16 protein-coding genes are annotated in these 21,836 nt (G+C 38.7%); 10 read left to right on the top strand and 6 right to left on the bottom strand.

Annotated elements, in window-relative coordinates; genetic code table 11:
• Positions 1-7: 7 nt before the first annotated feature.
• From ilvD to H4J56_RS01160, 5 genes are all read left to right on the top strand, one after another.
• Entirely contained in the window at positions 8-1,870 is a 1,863-nt protein-coding gene (ilvD, locus tag H4J56_RS01180; protein ID WP_182258746.1) for a dihydroxy-acid dehydratase, read from the top strand.
• 35 nt (positions 1,871-1,905) lie between these two features.
• Positions 1,906-3,477, top strand: a complete 1,572-nt coding sequence (gene ilvA, locus H4J56_RS01175; protein WP_070375384.1) for a threonine ammonia-lyase, biosynthetic — start codon at positions 1,906-1,908, stop codon at positions 3,475-3,477.
• 137 nt (positions 3,478-3,614) lie between these two features.
• Positions 3,615-5,048 (top strand): DUF418 domain-containing protein, encoded by a 1,434-nt coding sequence (locus H4J56_RS19580; RefSeq protein WP_259364914.1) that lies wholly within the window; start codon positions 3,615-3,617, stop codon positions 5,046-5,048.
• Positions 5,049-5,283: 235 nt separating this feature from the next.
• Positions 5,284-6,054, top strand: coding sequence for a response regulator (locus H4J56_RS01165; protein ID WP_182244637.1), 771 nt, complete (start codon positions 5,284-5,286; stop codon positions 6,052-6,054).
• 209 nt (positions 6,055-6,263) lie between these two features.
• A complete protein-coding gene (locus H4J56_RS01160) occupies positions 6,264-6,986 on the top strand; it encodes a helix-turn-helix domain-containing protein (RefSeq protein ID WP_182258745.1) in 723 nt (240 codons plus the stop codon).
• A gap of 60 nt (positions 6,987-7,046) precedes the next feature.
• Here H4J56_RS01160 and H4J56_RS01155 read toward each other — a convergent pair whose 3' ends face one another.
• On the bottom strand, positions 7,047-7,295 hold the full coding sequence (locus H4J56_RS01155; protein ID WP_070375387.1) for a ubiquinone biosynthesis accessory factor UbiK: 249 nt from the start codon (positions 7,293-7,295) through the stop codon (positions 7,047-7,049).
• A 186-nt stretch (positions 7,296-7,481) separates the two neighbouring features.
• Here H4J56_RS01155 and rep point away from each other — a divergent pair, with 186 nt between their 5' ends.
• From rep to H4J56_RS01140, 3 genes are all read left to right on the top strand, one after another.
• Positions 7,482-9,503 (top strand): DNA helicase Rep, encoded by a 2,022-nt coding sequence (gene rep / locus H4J56_RS01150; RefSeq protein ID WP_182243301.1) that lies wholly within the window; start codon positions 7,482-7,484, stop codon positions 9,501-9,503.
• A 412-nt stretch (positions 9,504-9,915) separates the two neighbouring features.
• A complete protein-coding gene (locus tag H4J56_RS01145; protein WP_157470951.1) occupies positions 9,916-10,101 on the top strand; it encodes a hypothetical protein in 186 nt (61 codons plus the stop codon).
• An 896-nt stretch (positions 10,102-10,997) separates the two neighbouring features.
• Entirely contained in the window at positions 10,998-11,912 is a 915-nt protein-coding gene (locus H4J56_RS01140; protein ID WP_182258744.1) for a PEP-CTERM sorting domain-containing protein, read from the top strand.
• Positions 11,913-12,744: 832 nt separating this feature from the next.
• Here the strand turns inward: H4J56_RS01140 and ubiB are convergent.
• Genes ubiB through ubiE form a run of 3 tightly spaced genes read right to left on the bottom strand, consistent with a single transcriptional unit; the run spans position 12,745 to position 15,758 of the window.
• Positions 12,745-14,310, bottom strand: a complete 1,566-nt coding sequence (gene ubiB, locus H4J56_RS01135) for a ubiquinone biosynthesis regulatory protein kinase UbiB (protein WP_182258743.1) — start codon at positions 14,308-14,310, stop codon at positions 12,745-12,747.
• Positions 14,311-14,325: 15 nt separating this feature from the next.
• Entirely contained in the window at positions 14,326-14,964 is a 639-nt protein-coding gene (locus H4J56_RS01130; protein ID WP_182258742.1) for an SCP2 domain-containing protein, read from the bottom strand.
• Between the two features lie 2 nt (positions 14,965-14,966).
• Positions 14,967-15,758: a bifunctional demethylmenaquinone methyltransferase/2-methoxy-6-polyprenyl-1,4-benzoquinol methylase UbiE gene (gene ubiE, locus H4J56_RS01125; protein WP_182221359.1), complete on the bottom strand. Its 792-nt coding sequence runs from the start codon at positions 15,756-15,758 to the stop codon at positions 14,967-14,969.
• A 173-nt stretch (positions 15,759-15,931) separates the two neighbouring features.
• Between ubiE and H4J56_RS01120 the strand changes: the two genes are divergently transcribed.
• The gene (locus H4J56_RS01120) at positions 15,932-16,207 is read left to right on the top strand and encodes a hypothetical protein (protein WP_182258741.1); all 276 of its coding nucleotides are present in this window, start codon (positions 15,932-15,934) and stop codon (positions 16,205-16,207) included.
• Between the two features lie 21 nt (positions 16,208-16,228).
• A complete protein-coding gene (locus H4J56_RS01115) occupies positions 16,229-18,850 on the top strand; it encodes an immune inhibitor A domain-containing protein (RefSeq protein WP_182258740.1) in 2,622 nt (873 codons plus the stop codon).
• 49 nt (positions 18,851-18,899) lie between these two features.
• On the opposite strand, the gene recG is transcribed toward H4J56_RS01115, so the two are convergent.
• Together recG and trmH are read right to left on the bottom strand one after the other, a co-directional pair.
• Positions 18,900-20,990, bottom strand: coding sequence for an ATP-dependent DNA helicase RecG (recG, locus tag H4J56_RS01110; RefSeq protein ID WP_182258739.1), 2,091 nt, complete (start codon positions 20,988-20,990; stop codon positions 18,900-18,902).
• Between the two features lie 86 nt (positions 20,991-21,076).
• Entirely contained in the window at positions 21,077-21,784 is a 708-nt protein-coding gene (trmH, locus tag H4J56_RS01105; protein WP_182221356.1) for a tRNA (guanosine(18)-2'-O)-methyltransferase TrmH, read from the bottom strand.
• Positions 21,785-21,836: the final 52 nt, after the last annotated feature.

Below are 21,836 nucleotides of genomic sequence, written 5' to 3'. Positions count from 1 at the left end.
AAATATCATGCCTAAATTAAGATCTGCAACTTCTACTCAAGGCCGTAATATGGCTGGGGCTCGTGCTTTATGGCGCGCAACAGGAATGACGGATAATGATTTTGGCAAACCAATTATTGCGGTTGTTAACTCCTTTACTCAGTTTGTACCCGGTCATGTACATTTAAAAGATATGGGGCAGCTTGTTGCTGGCGCTATTGAAAAAGCGGGTGGTGTCGCTAAAGAATTTAATACCATTGCGGTTGATGACGGCATTGCCATGGGTCACAGCGGTATGCTTTACAGCTTACCTTCGCGTGATTTAATTGCCGACTCGGTTGAATATATGGTTAATGCGCATTGTGCCGATGCTATGGTCTGTATTTCAAACTGTGACAAAATCACGCCGGGCATGTTAATGGCGGCTATGCGCTTAAATATTCCAGTGATTTTTGTTTCCGGTGGTCCAATGGAAGCCGGTAAAACTAAGCTTTCTAACCAAATTATCAAACTTGACCTTGTTGATGCGATGATCCAAGGTGCTGACCCAAAAGTCTCTGATGCGCAAAGTGACCAAGTTGAACGTTCGGCTTGTCCTACTTGTGGCTCTTGTTCGGGTATGTTTACCGCAAATTCAATGAACTGTTTAGCAGAAGCGTTAGGTTTAGCACAACCGGGTAACGGTTCAATGCTTGCAACCCATGCTGACCGTGAACAACTGTTCTTAAACGCGGGTAAAGAAATTGTTAAATTAACTAAGCGCTACTATCAAGAAAATGACGAGTCGGCGTTGCCTCGTAATATTGCTAACAAAGCGGCGTTCGAAAATGCCACTTGTTTAGATATTGCTATGGGTGGTTCAACAAATACCGTATTGCATTTAATCGCCGCTGCGCAAGAAGCTGATATTGATTTCACTATGAAAGATATGGATCGCTTATCAAGAATTGTCCCGCAGTTATGTAAAGTTGCTCCTTCTACACCTAAATACCATATGGAAGATGTACATCGCGCCGGTGGTGTCATTGCAATTTTAGGTGAATTAGCTCGTGCTAATTTATTAACCATGGACATCAAAAACGTACTGGGTTTAACACTTGATGAAATGCTAGAAAAATATGATATAACGTTAACTAAAGACCAAAGCGTGATCGACTTTTTCCGTGCAGGCCCCGCAGGCATTCGTACCACTAAAGCTTTTAGTCAAGATTGTCGTTGGGATACTGTTGATGACGATCGTGAAAACGGCTGTATACGTTCACTTGAACACGCGTATTCATTAGAGGGTGGCTTAGCGGTATTAGCCGGTAATATTGCCCCTGATGGTTGTGTTGTTAAAACGGCGGGTGTATCAGATGATAATTTAGTCTTTACCGGTCCAGCTCATGTTTTTGAAAGCCAAGATGATGCGGTTTCAGGTATTTTAGCGGGCAAGGTTGTTGCTGGCGAAGTGGTTGTTATTCGTTACGAAGGCCCTAAAGGGGGTCCTGGTATGCAAGAAATGCTTTACCCAACCACTTACTTAAAATCTATGGGGTTAGGTAAAGAATGTGCCTTATTAACCGATGGCCGTTTCTCTGGTGGCACTTCTGGTTTATCTATTGGCCATGTTTCTCCTGAAGCTGGCAGTGGCGGTATGATTGCCTTAGTTGAACAAGGTGACATTATTCATATCGATATTCCTAATCGCGATATTACATTAAACGTCAGCGAAGCAGTTTTAGCTGAACGTCGCACTAACATGGAAGCAAAAGGCAAGGATGCTTGGAAACCACTTAACCGTGTACGCCCAATTAGCTATGCCTTGAAAAATTACGCGATGTTAGCAACAAGTGCTGACAAAGGTGCAGTACGTAACCGTGATTTACTTGACGGTTTAGTTGGGGCGTAAGGTGAATTTCTTGATGACCTTTTGGATTAAATATAATGACTGAAGCTGAACAGCAAGCTTTAGTGCTTGCGAAAGAAACTCAAGAACAAGGGCTCGACTATTTACGAAGAATTCTATTGGCACCCGTTTATGATGTTGCTATAGAAAGTGAATTAACATCATTAACTAAGTTGTCATCACGTTTAGGCAATCAAATTTTCCTTAAACGTGAAGACCAGCAACCGGTTCATTCTTTTAAGATCCGTGGTGCTTATAATAAGCTTGTTAATTTAACTGAAGAGCAGTGTATTCATGGGGTGATTGCCGCTTCTGCCGGTAATCATGCTCAGGGCTTGGCACTTGCAGCAAATAAGCTCGGTATTAAAGCCACGATTGTTATGCCAATAACAACACCTGATATAAAAGTTGATAATGTACGTCGTTTTGGCGCCGAAGTGCGTTTAGTCGGTAAAAGTTTCAATGAAGCGCAAGTTGCTTCATTAGATTTTGCCCGAGATGAAAATAAAACAATAGTTCCTCCTTTTGATGATATCGATATTATCGCTGGACAAGGCACGGTTGCCAAAGAACTTTTACAGCAGCACCCAAAAATTGACGTTGTTTTTGTTCCAGTCGGTGGTGGCGGTTTACTAGCAGGTATGTCGGTTTACTTAAAGCAACTACGACCCAATATAAAAGTCATCGGTGTTGAAGCAGAAGACTCTGCTTGCTTGAAAGCCGCGATGGAAGCCGGTAAACCGGTCGACTTAGAACAAGTGGGGCTGTTTGCTGACGGGGTTGCCGTAAAGAGGATTGGTGAAAACACCTTCAATGTCATTAAACATTATTGCGATGACGTGATCACGGTAACAACCGATGAAATTTGTACTTCTATCAAAGACATCTTTGAACAGACGCGCGTGATTTCAGAACCTGCTGGCGCATTGTCATTGGCGGGCTTACAGAAGTATTGTAAAACCAGCGCTGGAGATGAAGCATTAGTTGCTATTCTGTCTGGCGCTAATATGAATTTTCACACGTTACGATATATTTCAGAGCGATGTGAATTAGGTGAGCAAAAAGAAGCGGTGCTCGCAGTAAAAATTCCAGAAAAGAAAGGTAGTTTTAGAACCTTCTGTCATGCCTTAGATGGACGAGTGATCACTGAGTTTAATTACCGTTATGCAACAAAAGCCGATGGCAGCCATAAAAGTGCTAATATTTTTGTAGGTGTTAGAACCAGTGGTGAAGATGATCGAAATCACTTACTGTCACAGTTAACTAAAAGAGATTATCGAGCAACAGATCTTACTGATAACGAATTAGCTAAACTTCATGTCCGCTATATGATTGGTGGCCAAAACTCTTCACCAACGCCAGAGCGTATTTTTCGTTTTCAGTTTCCTGAATATCCAGGTGCATTGGAAAAGTTCTTAGATACCTTAGGTGAGCATTGGAATATTACTTTATTTCATTACCGTAATCATGGTGCGGCTTTCGGGCAAGTATTAGCTGGCTTTGAAGTGAAGAATGATGACCAGCTTGCCTTTTTTAATCATCTAAAAGATTTAGGTTATGAGTGGCAAGAAGAAACCGAAAATAAAGCCTATCAAGCATTTTTAAATTAAATCGAGCGATTATTTAAATAACCTTTACTGATCATATACTAAAGCCACTTTAATTGAAGTGGCTTCTTATATTTTATACTTTTCAATTGCAGAAAAATTAGTTTATTCTATATCCATAAAAACTATATGGACAATTCATGATGCAAGTAAGCCAAGAAGATGAATCGGTAATACCTCCCTCTAAGTTAAAACCCTTGGATAAACATAAACGTGTTGATGCCTTAGATATTTTACGCGGCCTAGCTCTCGTTGGTATTTTATTGATGAATATTGAATGGTTTAACCGTGCAATTATTTCTTTAGGTGGACACGATACAACATTAACTGGTATTGACCATGCAATTGGTTGGTTAATTCGTTGTTTTGTTGAAGGTAAATTTTATAAATTATTTGCTCTTATCTTTGGAATGGGCTTTGCTGTTATGTTGTTACGTGCCAAAGATGCAGGTCGCCCCTTTGGTGCTTGGTTTGTTCGTCGCATGTTGGTATTGCTGCTCATCGGTATAGCCCATATGATTTTTTTATGGGGCGGTGATATTTTACACCAGTACGCTATCGCGGGTTTAATCCTATTAGCTTGGGTTACCTATAAAAAAACAGAAGACCCAAAAGCTTATTTAAAATTAGCCTTAATGTGGCTAATGATCCCTCTTTTTCTGGTGAGTTTTTTGGGTTCTATATTGGGCATGGTTTTTAACGAGTCTAAGTATCAAGAAATATGGCAAAACGACCTTGATATATATACAGCAGTTGAACAGCAATTACTGACAAATACTGATGTTATATTAGAAAAGAACGATGCTATTGATAGTGAAGAATCTAGTGCTGAAGAAGCTATACTTACCGATGAAGAACTTAGAGAAATCACTATTGCTGAAACTATTGAGCAACGTAAAGCATTACAGGCGGATATTGCTGAAGAAGATAGTGCCTTTATGCAAAATAGTTATTGGCAAGCTACAGAATACCGGCTTGGCTTTCTGGGATTTATGTTGATGTTCACGCCTATTATGTCGTTGTTCGTTTTAATACCAATATTTATCTTAGGTTTTTGGCTGGTGGTGACAGAAAAAATAACCAAACACCAAGAGCATCATAAATTTTTTAGTCTCTTGGCTAAAGTCGGTTTATGCGTTGGTATTCCATTAAATGTTGCTAGCATCTTAATTATTCAACACCCTGCCGCAGCTATTTCAGTCGTGCTGCAAGGTGTTGGGCAAACACTTTTTTATATCGGCCAATATTTACTCTCGGCAGGATATTTAGGTCTTGTTGTTTGTGCGTTAAACAAACAAAAGTGGCAGCAGTTTTTTGTCGCATTTTCACCCATGGGGCAAATGGCATTAACCAATTATTTAATGCACTCAGTTATTTTAACGAGTATCTTTTATGGTTATGCGGGAGGGCAATACGGTGAGATATCAAGAGCACCGCAAATGCTTATTGTTATAGCCATTATAGTGACTCAAATAATATTATCTAAATGGTGGTTAAACCGCTACCGCTTTGGTCCCATGGAATGGTTATGGCGTAGCCTAACCTATAAACAAATGCAGCCAATGAAGTTGTAACCTGCGGTAGATTTAAGCGATTTTACCTTTAAAAGTTAACAAGCAGCCATTGGCTGCTTGTTGCATAAAGAATATAGATTAACTTGTTTTATTGTTTACTTTAATGACGAAAATTCTCTTTGTTTAGCAGAAGCAGTTAAGCAAAGAAGAGCCACCGGGTAATATAAGTTTACTTAGTGAAACTCTCAGGTATAGTAATTTATAATTAAGTTTTACTAATGCGAGTGAGTTTTATATGACCCAAAAAAGATTGCTCGTTGTTGAGGACAGTAAATCAATTGCGCTAGTTATTGAAAAAATTGCTGTTTCCTTAGGATATTCCGTGACCATCGCTCACACCTTTGCTCATGTTAAAGTGTTGCTCGCCCAAGAGCATAGTTTTTTCTTAGCGACGCTTGATTATGGTTTACCTGATGCGCCTAATGGTGAAGTTGTGCCCTATATTGTTCAGCACAATATTCCCAGTATTATCATGACGGGCCGAATTGATGACACTACGCATAAGAAATTACTTAACCAACCCATTATTGATTACATTACAAAAACGAATGCTCAGGCTTATCATTACTTACTTCGAATCCTTCATGGTCAACTTCATAACCCAAAAATTGGTGTTTTAGTCGTTGATGATTCTTTAGCCTCAAGAAATCATGTTTGTCAGTTACTTAAACGAAGAAACTTTACAGTTTATGATGTTGAAGATGGTACCAAAGCAATTAAAAAGCTTGAGGAGCAACCAGATATAAAAATTGTGATCCTTGAGCAAGATTTAACCGGGGTGAGTGGCTTAGAATTAGTGCATAAAATTAGAGCCAAACACCCGATTAATGAGTTAATCATTATAGCGGTAGCGAGCTCAGAAAAGAGTTTTCAATCAGCACGATTCATTAAAAATGGTGCCGATGATTTTCTACGAAAACCTTTTTGTCCCGAAGAATTCTATTGCCGCGTTATGCTAAATATTGAGAAGCTACAATATATTGAGAAACTAAAAGATATCAATTAAATTAAGTTTATCCTTAAAATAAAAAAGCAGCCACCGGCTGCTTTTTTATGGGTAAGCAATGACAATAAACATTTATGTCAAATAACCCTAACAACATTTCTATATTCAACAATATTCTTAAATATTCACCTTTATATTATTGCAGGAATAACCAAGAATAAGTCTGCTGTCGACGGCATTTTAATACTTAATCTAAAAAGGAAAAGCAAATGACGCTTGGTGAACAGTTAAAAAAACTTAGAAATGAAAAAGCATTAAGTCAGCCTGATTTAGCTGATTTAACGGGAATAGAGCAATCTTATTTATCAAAGTTAGAAAATGATAAGTCAATGCCATCAAATGATATTTTTAGAAGGTTATTAGCCGCTTATGAGTTATCTTTAGCTGATTTTATAGCTGCATTCGACAGACGCTACGCTGAGACTCAGCTTAAGCAGATACCTGATATAGAGTATTGGTTAAAGCAGCAACAGCAATCACAAATGTTAAATCAAAGGCGTTATCTTTATATATGCAGTGCACTGATTGTCCTTGCGCTTACTTTATTCTATGTCGGGCAAAGTAAAATATTGTTTCCAGAGGTACAGTTTGGGTACTATTCTCAAGGCGTTGTTTTAGCTGGAGAGCCAAAAGATATATTTGATGATTGGGAGAAGATGATCCCGCGAGAAGATGTAAAAAACCAGCTTTACTATAAAAAGAAGATGGAGATGACACAACGTAAGGACGAAAAATTCATATTGTCTGAGAAATTCTTAGGGAAAAACTATGTAGTAACATTACCAAAAGGTCTTCGGCTTTATCGTGCTGATAGTGAAAAAATGATTGCTCAGCCAATAAATGCATGGCTACGAATAGCGGGTGTATTCTTGTTTTTCATGGGAATTATGGGCTTTATTTTAGAGCGGCGTATATATAAAATAGTCACTTAGTCATACTCTTAGAAGCGATAAGTTAGTTGTACCGATAATAACTTATCGCTATTTGTGACTTTATTCAGCTAACTTAGTTTCGATTTCAGCGAGCTTATTTTCTAACTCAGCCAGTTTCTGACGTGTTTTTAATAATACTTGTGTTTGAACATCAAACTCTTCACGAGAAACTACGTCAAGCTGTGTTAATTTTCGTTGTAACACCACTTTGGTTTTTTCTTCAATATCTGCAGCTATATCTTTGAATTTAGGTGGAATTGCATCAGAAACTTGTTTGGCGATTTCTTCAATCTTTTTAGCGTTAAACATAATCATTATCCTTAGTTCATCAATGAGCTCATTGTAATGTATTTAATGGTTTTGCCAATGGCTAATTTATTAACTACAAGATATTTAACAATGTAGAGTTTGACCTGTGCGCGGGTATATACGATATAGAGCAAACAAGGTAAAATCATCGCCCTGAAAATCTAATTATCTGAAAAACTGAACACTATGAAACTTAACCCCGGACAAAATGAAGCGGTAAAATATGTTACTGGCCCCTGCTTAGTCTTAGCCGGCGCGGGTAGTGGTAAAACAGGGGTTATCTGTAAGAAAATTGCTTATCTTATTGAAAAATGTGATTACAAAGCCCGTAATATTGCGGCAGTAACCTTTACCAATAAAGCCGCACGAGAAATGAAAGAACGTGTGATTAAGATGATGGACAAAAGTTTAACGCGAGGTCTCACCGTTTCGACTTTTCACTCGCTGGGTCTTGATATTATTCGTAAAGAAATTAAAACCTTAGGTTATAAACCCGGTTTTACCTTATTTGACGACCAAGACACGTTGTCTTTATTAAAAGAATTAACACATGATGAGCTTGATGGTGATAAAGATTTACTGAGTAAATTACAGAGCATGATTTCCAATTGGAAAAATGACTTAATGTTACCCGACACCGCGATAAAAATGGCTGGTGATGCAGACACCACGATGTTTGCTGAATTCTACCAGCTCTATCAAAAACATATGAAAGCCTATAACGCGCTTGATTTTGATGACTTAATCTTAATCCCTACCTTGTTGTTAAAAAACTTTCCTGACGTTAAAGCACGCTGGCAGAAAAAAATTCAATACTTACTGGTTGATGAATATCAAGATACCAATGCCAGCCAATATGAGTTAGTAAAATTAATTGCGGGTGAACGGGCCTTGTTAACGGTTGTTGGCGATGACGATCAATCTATATATTCATGGCGTGGTGCGAAACCTCAAAACCTTGTTTTACTCGGAGAAGATTTTCCGCAACTTAAGTTGATTAAGTTAGAACAAAATTACCGCTCAAGTGGTCGTATTCTTAAGTGTGCCAATACTTTAATCGCGAACAACCCTCATGTTTATGACAAAGCGTTGTTTAGTGAGTTGGCTTATGGCGTTGAACTGCGCGTTATTCAAGCGAAAAATGAAGAGCATGAAATTGAGCGAGTGGTCGGTGAGTTAATTGGTCATAAGTTCTTAAACAAAAGTAAATTTAAAAATTATGCGATCTTGTATCGTGGTAATCATCAATCACGCTTATTAGAAAAAGCATTAATGCTTAACCGTATTCCTTATAAGATCAGCGGCGGGACTTCATTCTTCTCTCGCAGCGAAATTAAAGACATGATGGCATTTTTACGTGTTTTGGTGAACCCGGATGATGACAATGCATTTCTAAGAATAGTTAATGTACCACGTAGAGAGATTGGACCCACGACACTAGAAAAACTGGGTAATTACGCCAATATGCGGCAAATAAGTATGTTCGCCGCTAGTTTTGAGTTGGGGCTTGAACAGCATTTAACCGGTCGTGGTTTAGTGCATGTGCAAAGGTTTACTCGTTGGTTAGTTGAAACTGGCGATCACGCGGAGCGAGGTGATACACCTGCCGTGCTTAGAGCGATGATCCGTGAAATAAATTATGAAGATTGGCTGTACGACACTTCGCCTAGCCCAAAAGCGGCAGAAATGCGCATGAAAAATGTTACGCAACTTTTTAGTTGGGTAACTAATATGCTTGAAGGGGATGAAGAAGAAGAGCCTATGTTATTGCCAGCCATTGTAACCCGCTTAACCTTGCGCGATATGATGGAACGTGGCGAAGATGAAGACGATGCTGACCAAGTACAATTAATGACACTACACGCTTCTAAGGGGCTAGAATTTCCTTATGTCTTCTTGATTGGCATGGAAGAAGGTTTATTGCCACACCAAACAAGTATGGACGAAGGTAATGTTGAAGAAGAGCGTCGATTGGCTTATGTGGGAATTACCCGTGCGCAACGTGAATTGATTTTTACTTATGCCAAAGAGCGCCGACAATATGGTGAAGTTTCTCGCACCGAAGCGAGTCGATTTTTACACGAATTACCGCAAGACGATTTAAGTTGGGAGCTAACAGAAACTAAAAAAAGCCAAGAGCACAAAGACAAAACCACTAAAATGGGTGTGGCGAATTTGCGTGATATGCTCAAGAATAAAAACAAATAAGTACTTTTTATGTTTTGGCTAAAGGTAGCTAAAATAGAAAAACTTCAATTAAGCCCGCCATTAATGATAATAAAATAACGCCTCTCTGCTTCAGGGAGGCGTTATTTTTTATTAAAAATTTGCCATAAAAATTAAAATAATCTTACAAAGTTAAACAAATGAAATACAAAAACTGAACAGTTAATGTTTTGTATTTTATTATAATTAATTTACACAAAGTTCGACCTTTAGCTCAATAAAAGGCGATAAATCTCTTATTGGTCTCACTTTTAATGAAAAATTAATTATATGGATATTGCAGTTGATGAGTTTAAAGAAAGTGCTGTTGAGTTGTTTTATTTGTATTTCCGTCAGTTCATGTGCATTCGTTCCCTCTTCTTCACCTGACCAGCCTTACTATTATGACTGCGATATGGTGACAAAAAAACTAACCTTAAAATCCACTCAAATGGGGGAGCTAGGAGATTGTGACGATGGCGGTATAGCGGAATGTATCATTATGACGGGTATTTTGAGTACAGCAATCTTGATTGTTTCTGGCAGTGTCGTTTTGTTAGGTAATACTTTGCATTGGTCAGAATATAAGTTGAAATGTTAGACATACAATAAGGTCATCTAAAATTAAAACAGCCCAACAGATATAATTTATTGCTGGTAGTTTTCCTATTCATTATCTTAGGGTTTGTAAAAATAACTTATGCGATTTGTGAAAGTTAGTAACCCACAAATGACAAAGTCTGCTTCAAGTTCATTGCTGCCAGTCGGCTTCCATCTCAGAACACTAAATTTTGCGGCAAAGCGGTCTAAATTTACAAATAAAAATCATCCCGCATAACTATCACTTTGTTAAGGTTGCTGACATTTCAATATTTCGTTTTTATGACTTCTTGGTGCGCATTGCGGCATTAAAACTTTTAAATTATGAGTGTTTGTCTAGGTCGGCTGTATGCCTGTTAGTTGAGCTAATCAAGCTGATAGGTAACTTTAAAGTTTAAGGTAAAGCAAACGTTGCCGAAATCGGTTTTATGATCACAAAAAGCAAATTACAGCCATAGAACAAGATCATCATCTATGCCCCTCAATGCTCAAATCCGCCTGTGATTATTCATCTTGGAATGCTCACTGTTTACTATTTTTTAGTAAAAATTTTCGATTATTGAGTTTTTCACACCAGAAGCTATTCCAATAATGAGGATTACGAAGCGGATTTTGCTCTTCATCCAAGATTAAACGAATTAAATTCCATGAGTGCGGATAGTGTAACCGAAAAATTAATTTTGGGGGAACACTCATGAAACTATCATGTTAGACAAGTAGTTCATTTTACTATGAGTTTCTGGATACCACTATTATTCATTATAGTGTCAACTTTTTTTACAGTTATGATTTTAAATTGAACTCAACGAAAGCTAACTGACTAATAATTTGAAACATTATTGTTACGGCATATATATTGCAATAATTTCACAAAGTTAACACATTAAAGGACTAAAAATGAAAAAAATCATATTTTCCTCCGCAATTATTGCTTTTATCGCCAGCGGGTTCAGTCATGCCGGCGTTATACTTGGTGGTAGTACATGTTCGAAATCAAGCGTCCAAATCACACAGATCAAGGAAGTCATTTATGGGGGATTAGACGAAAATATTGTTACGGAAGGAGACATCGATGCTACTTCTTGTCTGGGATTTATCGCCGATCCTCATAATGATTTTGGGAATGAACCTAATCCCAATAATGGCAAGCTTGGAGTTGGATTGCTGAATGGAGAAGTAGGAGGTCAAGGTCATGATGCTTATTTTGTTCCCGGAGAGCAGTTTCTAACAAACCCTGCTGACTCGATGGTTGATGTGACGGGTGGTACCAATCTAATTGATCCCGGCTGGATTCATTTGGGTGATGCGGATACTGAGTATACTAATGATGTTTTAGTGAATGGGGTTAGTGAATATAAGTTTAATTACGACTCTATTGGCCCTTACGACCTCGGTTCAGTAATTGATATGTCTTTCAGAGTTGATGGCACTTGGTCATTAGAAGTGGATCCTTCAGCTATAGCTGCAGCGTCAGCAGCATTAGGACGACCCAGCGTTTTTGACCATTTGGCTTTTGTACTAAAGGGAAATAGGGATGATGACTATGGCTCATGGGCTATTTATGATTTCAATTTCCACGATCTAATTACCGATTACGGTGTTGGTGGTTTGGCTATTAGTTTGGGTGATACTCCATATTATTTTGAAGGTAAATGGGATGTGAACCTTTTTTCTAACAATGGCGCCTTGTCACACATGAGCGTTTGGGCCCATGATCCACCAGCAGGAAGTATCCCTGAACCATCAACACTGGCTATTTTTTTGTTAGGAATGATTGGTCTAGGATCACGTCGATTTAAGAAACAAGCTTAATTTAGTTTCTAATTATTGATTTTACAAAATACCAATTATAATAATTGGTATTTTTTGTTTCTGGTCTTTGATATTTTGAAATTGTTATCAGTAAGCCATCCCTTAGAATTAATAATCCTTTGCTATACTAGGTGAGCGAAAACTTCCGAAATTTCAACTAAAGACTCAACAATGCTAGCGTCAATTTTAGTTTTTTAAACAAGTATTCCTTTTCACAGAATGCCTAATTATAGCGATCAGAATATCTAACGTTGAACCAATAGATGATGGTTCTCTGGAGTCATGACAATACAATTACGTGAACGACCACTGTGTTTGCTAATTTGCCAGTCGACAGCTCGACTCATTGGTAAGAGTTATCATCAAAAGACTGATGCTTTTATGTTTGTGGGAACGTCAGTTATCGAGAAGCTACCAGAGAAATGTGATTGTTCAGCCATGTCCGCTGTAGATCAAAACATACAAACATTTTAGTAGAAAACCTCGAACACTAACTTCCGCAAAGTGGCATGACATGAACTGTGTTGATGATTGCTCTACTTCCGCTTTTGGCTATCAGTTGACCTAAAGAATAATCAGTAGATAACGTCAGGAATGTCCGCAGAGTGATCGTTAATGTTGGTTAGCGGCCTTTATAACACTAGTAGTTAAGACCTCAAATAGGCACAAAATAATAATGCTTTGTCGTCTCAAAAAATTTATTTCGTCTCAAGTCGATAACGTCAACTTATATTTAGTCCTCGAACGGATATCTCCTGAAGTAATTATCTCAGCTTAGATTAATGTGAGATAACCTCATTACTGATATCTACTCAGACAGTTGAAGTAGATATTAGTGAAATATAATGGCTGCACAAATACATAAGGTACTAAAAAGCAAAGTACCAATAATAACTTTATGATTTTTGTGTTGCTGCGCTTTTAATTCAGTGAATAAGTGCATTTGCTTTTGACGGGTTACTTGGGTCGTTTTTAAATAATCATAAAGCAAGTCTGGCATTTCAGGCAGTTTTTCATTCCAAAAAGGCAGATTCTCTTTTATCTTTTTAAATACGGCTTTAACACCCATTTGCTGTTTTACCCAATTCTCTAAGAAAGGTTTAGCGGTTTGCCATAAGTCGAGTTGTGGGTATAGTTGTCGGCCTAAGCCTTCGATATAGAGCAAGGTTTTCTGTAATAAAACTAATTGTGGTTGTACTTCCATATTGAATCGTCTGGCGGTGTTAAAAAGGCTTACCAGCACTTGCCCAAAAGATATTTCTGATAAAGGTTTGTTGAATATTGGTTCGCAAACGGTGCGAATAGCAAATTCAAACTCATCAACACTGGTCTCGCTTGGTACCCAGCCAGAGTCGACATGAAGCTCGGCAACTTTCCGATAATCTCTATTGAAAAACGCGACAAAATTTTCGGCCAAGTAGCGTTTATCTTCACGGTTTAACGTACCACAAATACCACAATCTATCGCTATCCATGTTGGATCAGCAGGGTTTGTTGCATCGACAAAAACATTACCTGGATGCATATCAGCATGAAAAAAACTGTCACGAAATACTTGAGTAAAAAACACTTCAACACCACGTTCAGCAAGTAATTTCATGTCTACGCCAAGCCCTTGAAGTGTCGCTATCTCTCCAACGCCAATACCATAAATACGTTCCATAACCATCACGTTTTCATGGCTAAAATCACTATAAACTTTGGGTACATATAATACGCTATCGCTAGCATTACCCTGGGAAAAATTGTGCTTTAATAAGGTTGCATTCGCGGCTTCACGGTTGAGATCTAGTTCGTCAACAATCGTTTTTCGGTATTCATTAACGACCTCTTTTGGGCGTAGTCGTTTACCATCAGGTAAAAATTTAGCGACAACACCCGCAAATAGCGACATGACTTTTACGTCAGCTAAAATTGTCTCAGTAATGTTGGGGCGTAAAACTTTAAGGACTACTTCAAAAGGTTGTCCGTCTTGCAGCAAGGTGGCTGTATGCACTTGGGCAATTGACGCCGAAGCAAGAGGTTTACTATTAAAATCAGTAAAATGCTGATTAAATGTTTCTTCACCTATGGCTTCTAAAACAATAGCTTTGGCTAATTCACCATCAAAAGCAGGTACTTGATCTTGCAGTAATGCCAGTTCGTTGGCAAAATCTTCAGGAAGTAAGTCACGACGGGTTGACAACATCTGGCCAAATTTTACAAACACCGGACCTAAAGATTCAATCGCTAGGCGAAGTCGCAAGGCTGAAGGCTTATCTTGGTGTTTATTACGTAACCAGAATAATGTAAAGCGAATGAATTTTGCATACCAAGGTATCATATGGCTTGGGATCAGTTCATCAAGACCAAATTGAAGAAATGTTTTAATGATGCGATAAAGTCGTAAACTGCTCACAATGTTCCTTGAGAATTAAGTTGAGGGAGTTATTTTTTCAGCAAGTCGCTGAATACGTTCCGCTACTGTATTTGTTTGCTTAGTTATTTCAGTAACCTGTTCACTAAAACTACCGAGTTGACTGGCTGTGACCACTAAGCGTTTTTCATGCACTAGCCATTCGCTGGCGTCTGCTTGTATCTGTTGTGTGGCAAAATTAATTTTTTTCGCCCAGCGCTTACCTAACTGCGACAACTTATAAGTAGGAATATCACCAATATGCTGAGCAATTTCGCTTTGCCAATCGATTTCTAATGATTGGGCAATATTAGCAAACTGTTGAGCAACTTTAATGTCACCTTGAACATCGAGTTTCTCTTGTTTGATTAACTCCGTAATTTGTTGCTCTTTCTTTAGTTCACGTAAGGTTTTTATACTCGTATTTATTGTACAGTCGCTACGTTCAGTTAAGCCAGTCACTAACACTTTGTTGTTATTAATAGAGAAACTTAGTGGAAAACCTAACTCAGTTAATAAAATGGTCAATGTTTTTTCTTCTAAGGTCTGCAAAACACTGGCACCCTTAACACTGATTGCGAGTGCCTGATTAAAGGCAAACTCTACGGTTGAACAAAGCGTTTGTTGAAACATTAACTGACTACTGAAGTTTGTCACGATTAAAATTTATACCCTTTGTGCAGAGCAACAACACCACCGGTAAGGTTTTTGAAACTTGTCTGTTCAAAACCCGCCGAATCCATCATTTCTTTTAATGTTTCTTGATCAGGGTGCATGCGAATAGACTCGGCTAAATATTGATAGCTATCACCATCTTTAGCCACTAATTCGCCCATTTTAGGAAGAATATTAAAAGAATAAAAGTCGTAAGCCTTACTGATTAACTGATGTTCTGGTTTTGAAAACTCTAGCACCAATAAACGACCACCGGGTTTTAATACGCGGTAAATAGACCTTAGCGCCATATCTTTGTCCGTAACGTTACGTAAACCAAAAGCTATGGTGACAATATCAAAGGTATTGTCTTCAAAGGGTAAGTATTGTGCATTGGCTTGTACGTATTCAATATTTTGTACTAAACCTTTGTCACGTAACTTATCTCGACCAACATTGAGCATAGAGCTATTAATATCAGCAAGAATAACCTTGCCTTCACGACCAACCAGCTGTGAAAATTTTGCGGTTAAATCGCCAGTACCACCGGCTAAATCTAGTACTTTGTTACCAGGACGTACGCCACTAGCATCTATGGTGAAGCGTTTCCAAAGGCGATGAATACCAAAAGACATTAGGTCATTCATTACATCATATTGCGCGGCGACAGAGTGAAATACACTGGCAACCTTTGACTCTTTCTCGTTTTTATCTACCGTTTGAAAGCCAAAATGTGTGGTGTTGTCACTTGAAGAATTTGATTCATTTTCTTGATGATTATCTTGTTGAGCGGCCATCTAACATTCACTTATCACTAAAATTACTGACAGTTTACCGTATTTTTTAGCAATTATTAACACTTGAAATCAAGTGGTGGTGTTTTTTATTAAATGGACTGTGCTGGTTAAACTTTATCCACTAATTAATATGCTGTATTATGGTTATTATTATTGTTATATACGGCGATGTTATGAAATTTTATTTAGGGGTCGTGATGACTTTATTACTGGGGTGTCAGCAAACATCAGCACCACTAACCGCTAAAAATAGCAGCGAACAAGTTATTATAAAAAAAATTGTTTGTCATCAGTCAACGATACCACCACTTAAGAACACGCAAAAGTTAAAAGAGCGGTTAATTGCCAATGGTAAAATTGATGGCTCATTATCTAATGAAGAAATAGAGCATGCAGTTAATAACTATATTCGTAAGAAAAACGCGGCTTTGAAAAACTGTGCTAAATAACAAGTTACACAAGGAAAACTCATGAAGATACCCTATCTATTAGCTTTGTTGGTCTTGATAAGTCAGCTGCCTTTACGAGCAGAAAATATTGATGATATAAAACGTTTTTCAAAAAGTGCACCAGCAGATGCTGGTGTTATTAACAAAGAGCGTATTCTCTATTGGTTAGAAAAAAGAGGCGAATTGTCAATAAACGCCACTGACCAACAAAAAAAACAAGCACTGTCTAACTATCTGATAAAAAAATCATTTCAACCTAAAGTTTTGCCTCAGGCCTTATCAAAAAAAGTGGTAGCCGCTGAACGTTTTAGTAATGGAGAACGCCGTAAAAAGATGGGCTTCAATAGTCAGTTGAAAAAAACGCAAATTGCCCATTATTTATTACAAGAAACGGCAGATGCTGACGTTGAAACCACGGTTAATGTTTTAGCGATACTGATCGATTTTAATGATTTAAAGCATAACGATAATGGTTTATCAGCGAATGATACCGATATGTTTTATGCGAATTATTCGCCTGCTCATTATAATGATCTTTTATTTTCTGTGAGTGGATTTGATGGTCCATCAGGACAAAATATTGAATCGGCTTATCAATATTATCAACATGAGTCTGGTCAGAAATTCTTTTTTACCGGCCAAGTTAAGGGGTGGGTGACTGCAGAAAATAATGCCAGTTATTATGGTAGCAACGACGAAGAAACCGAAAATGATCAAAATGTTAAGGCGCTTGTTGTTGAAGCAGTTACACAACTTGTTGCTAATGGCTTAGATTTATCCCCTTACGACAAAACTGATTTATTTGATTTTGACGGAGACGGAAATGTTAATGAACCTGACGGTATTATTGATCATATTATGCTTTTCCATGCGAGTATCGGTGAGGAAGCCGGTGGTGGCAATTTAGCCGAAGATGCTATTTGGTCACATCGAAGTTTTGTGCTCAATGATACGGGTGATCAACCAGCTACTATCCCCGGTTCTGATATAAAAGCGTTTGGTTATACTATTAATCCGATTGATGCGGCTCCCGGCGTTGTTGTCCATGAATTTGGTCATGATTTAGGTTTACTTGACGAATATGATATCGATAGTAGTGATATTGGGGCGCCTGTTTCAGAGTGGTCAGTTATGGCTTCTGGTACTTGGCTGGGTTCTCCAGCAGGAACTCGCCCGTCTGCTTTTAGTCCTCTGGCCCGTGATTATCTACAGGAGCGTTATCAAGGCAACTGGATAACTCAACGGCAAGTTGATTTTGCGACATTAAACAATGAGAGTATCTCCTTGGTTAGTACCGTTGATCATACTGCGGTTAACCAGATTAAGGTGAACTTACCGCCATCTGTATTAGATTTTCCAGCAGCTTACGCGGGAGAATATCAATTTTATTCTGATAAGGGTGATATGTTGGAAAACAGTATGTCGTTCTCAGTCGACTTGCCAGCAGGTACCCCGACATTGTCGATGAAGGCACGCTGGGAAATAGAACAAGACTATGATTACCTGCAGGTATTAGTAAACGACACCGTAATTAAGGGAAATCACAGCAAAAATAGCAATCCGTATTACCCAAGCATAGGTGAATATATCAGCGGAAATTCAGCCGATATTGCCAATGCAGAAGGTGATCTAAAATGGACTGATTTAACCTTTGATCTTGCTAGTTTTGCTGGACAAAGTGTTGTCATTAAAATTAATTATGTTACCGATCAAGCGGAAGGTGGTTATGGCTTTGTCGCAGATGAAATAAAAGTATTCAATGGTGCGAGTGAGATTTTTGCTGTCGATGGCGAAGAAGAAAATCAAGCTACACTTTCCGGGTTTAGCCGTTTAGCTGATAAAATTGCCGGTTTACCCCATTACTATTATGTTCAATTACGCAGTCATACCAGTGTTGATAGTCGCTTAAAAAATATCGGCTATGATGCGGGCGTTTTGCTTTGGTATCGTAATGAAAATATTGCTGATAATAAGGTAGACGAGCATGCTGGCCAGTTATTTATCGGTGTGGTTGATGCGGATCAAAACTTAGTAAAGGCGTCTAATGGCAGTAACAGAAATTCGGCATATCAGATACACGACGCAGCATTTAGTTTATACGACCAACAACCTTTTAACGGTGATGTGCATAATGTTGCAAAGAGTTTTTTTAGCGATTCCAATGATTACTCTTCGCCAAGTCAACCTGAGTCTGGTGTTATCCTACCCAAACTCGACTTTAGCATGAAGGTCGACTTGCAAAGCTCTGATAGTACTTCGGCAACCGTAACACTTTCAAGCTCCTCGGAAGCGTCTGATTTAAGCGTTTCATTTTCTCATTCAGCTAATGATTTAGTGGTGACCTTTACTTCAATGCCAGTCGGGGGGGATTCACAATATAGTTATGCTTGGAATTTTGATGATAATAGTACCAGTAACATACAAAACCCTAGTCACACATTTTCTCAGGCTGGTACCTATAGTGTTGAATTAACGGTAATTGATAGCACAGGCCTTAGCGTTAAAACGACCAAGAGCATTACAGTTAGTAAAGCACCTGCTGTTGTTGTTACTGCACCAGCAAAAGTGAAAACCTCAGGTGGAGGAGCAATAAGCTTTGGTTTGTTTTTGAGCTTGTGTTTATTGAGAATAATAAGAAAGTAATTTAGGCTTTTCGTTTTTGCTTAGTTGTTTTATTTCTATATAAAGCAGCTTAAGCATTGGTAAAGTATTCGCGATCGCCCATCCAACGCTGAATAATCGCTTGGGCATTTTGTGGGTGTTTTTTCCAAATAAGATAAGCATGTTGCTGTACTTCTGGAATTAAATGCGCATCTCTGAGCAAGTCTGCTATTTTTAGATCGGCGAGACCCGTTTGCTTGGTACCTAAAAATTCACCTGGACCTCGTATTTCTAAGTCTTTTTGTGCGATAACAAAGCCGTCATTACTTTCACGTAATACCGCTAAGCGTTTGGTTGCGGTTTTAGAGAGTGGGCTTTTATACATTAAGACACAATGTGAAGCGACTGTACCTCTTCCTACACGACCACGTAGCTGATGGAGTTGCGCCAAGCCTAACCGTTCAGGGTTTTCAATGACCATTAAGCTCGAATTGGGCACATCAACACCAACCTCAATAACGGTTGTTGCCACCAATAAGTCTAGTTCACCTTTTTTAAACGTTTCCATTACTGACTGTTTTTCAGCGGCTTTCATTCTTCCGTGTATCAAACCAATTTTTAATTCTGTTAGTTGCTCTTGTAAATACACCGCCGTATCTTCTGCTGCTTGGCATTGTAATACTTCAGACTCTTCAATTAATGTACACACCCAATAAGCTTGTCGATTGTCTTCTACACAGCCTTTTCGAATGCGTTCAACTACATCTTCACGGCGTGTATCAGGCAAGGCTATGGTATTTATCGGGGTTCTTCCTGGGGGAAGTTCATCAATAATAGAGGTGTCCAAATCGGCATAGGCAGTCATGGCTAATGTGCGAGGGATCGGAGTTGCTGTCATAATCAATTGATGCGGATAATTACCATCAAAAGCGCCTTTCTCGCGCAGTGATAAACGCTGATGTACACCAAAGCGATGTTGTTCATCAATAATAATCAGTGTTAAATTATGAAAGATAACTTTATCTTGAAATAAAGCATGAGTACCAACAATCATCTGCATATTACCATTTTCGATATGCTCTAGTGCGCTACGTCTTGCTTTTGCCTTCGTTTTTCCAGCTAGCCAGCCAACGCTGATATCAAGCGGTTCAAACCAGTTTTTAAAATTAAGGGCATGTTGTTCTGCTAATATTTCTGTTGGCGCCATTAAGGCAACCTGAAAGCCTTTACTGATAGCGGTGAGTGCCGCAAGTGCCGCGACTAAGGTTTTTCCTGAACCCACATCACCTTGTACTAAGCGCATCATTGGCTGAGTTTTCATCAGGTCCTGACGAATTTCTTGTACCACTCTTACTTGAGCATTGGTGGGTGAAAAAGGTAATGAGGCTAAAAACTTATCACTGAGTACTTTATCATCGATTAAAGATATTGAACGATGAGCATCACTAGACTGGCGTAATTTCAGCATACTTAAATTATGCGCCAATAATTCTTCTTTTATTAATCGTAACTGTGCTGGATGCTTACCCTCTTCCAGTTGTATTACTGAAGTTTCAGGGGGCGGACGATGAATAAGCGCCAAAGCTTGCGCGAGAGAATAATTTTGCAAATTAAACTCCTCAGGTAATAACTCTTCAACTTGGCCTCGTTCTAATCTAATTAACGCTTGCTCGGTTAAGTTACGTAAAGTTATTTGTCGTAAGCCTTCAGTCGTTGGGTAAACAGGGGTTAGTGTTTCTTCTACCTCGGTTAAAGCTTGGTCTTCATCAAGGGATTTATACTCAGGATGAATTATTTCAAAACCACGAGCGCCACGTTTAATTTCACCATAACAGCGAATGTGCAGCCCCAATGCTAAGCTATTTTTTTGTGCAGCGCTAAAGCGAAAAAAACGTAAGTTTACGGTTCCTGAAGCATCTTGAACGGTAACCAGTAACATACGTCCCTTGCCATTAATGATTTGGCTACCGGTGATTTCACCAATAATATTAGTGAAAACGCCAGGGAAACAGTCTCGTATTGCGGTAACACGAGTCCGGTCTTCATAACGATTGGGTAAATGAAAAAGTAAATCTTGTAGTGAGCGCAAGCCAACTTTTTCAAGTTTTTCTGCCATGCTTGGACCAACACCTTTTAAGCTGGTGATGGCTATTTGTGCGAGTTTGGCTAGCCCTTTTGACACTAAGTTATTGTCCTTTTATCATATAGTCAAATCACCTAAACGGCATATTTAAGGGCTTAGCTATAAAATTTCAGCAATGCTGTCGATTAATTATCTAATGCTTTCCAAGCCGCTTGAGTCATTTGCATCTGTTCCCACCATGATTCAGAGGCAATGATTTGTCCCTCTTCATCAATCACAGGATAAGGTAAGCCCTTACGTTTGCATGCCTCGGCAAAAATAGGATGACCACCTTCAAATAAGAAACGCTGACGGCGATTATCATCAATTCGAGCAGTGTCATACATTCCAGCTAATTGACGCTGACGTTGCGCTTCATACAAAACCACAGAAGAGGCGACAGAAACGTTTAACGATTGCACCATGCCAACCATAGGAATAACAATATCTTGATCGGCCATTGCAAGTGCAATATCTGAAGCACCAAACTTTTCTTGGCCTAAAATAATAGCCGTTGGTTTGGTGTAATCGATCTCACGAAAATCTACAGCGCTATCAGAAAGGTTGGTCACTAAAATTTGCATGCCTTGCTTTTTTAATTCATCAATAGCATCTTTAGTTGTCGTGTAGTTGTGCACATCAATCCAGTTTTGACTACCCGCAGCACTGCCGCCACGTACTTCCATTTCATCACTTTTCCAGATGGCATGTACATCACTAACGCCAACAGCATCGGCGGTGCGAACAACCGCGGCAAGGTTATGTGACTTATGAACACCTTCCATACAAACAGTTAAATCTGGTTGGCGTTTATCGAGCATCGCGTTTATTCTTTTTAATCTTTCAGGAGTCATTACACTTCACATCTACACTTTATGGTTCATCATCTAAAAATCGCTAAACAAA

Origin of the sequence: Colwellia sp. BRX8-4, assembly GCF_014077345.1 — a bacterium.
Lineage (GTDB): Bacteria > Pseudomonadota > Gammaproteobacteria > Enterobacterales > Alteromonadaceae > Colwellia_A.
Note: the sequence above shows the minus strand (reverse complement) of the source record. Positions and strands in the feature narration are given on the sequence as shown.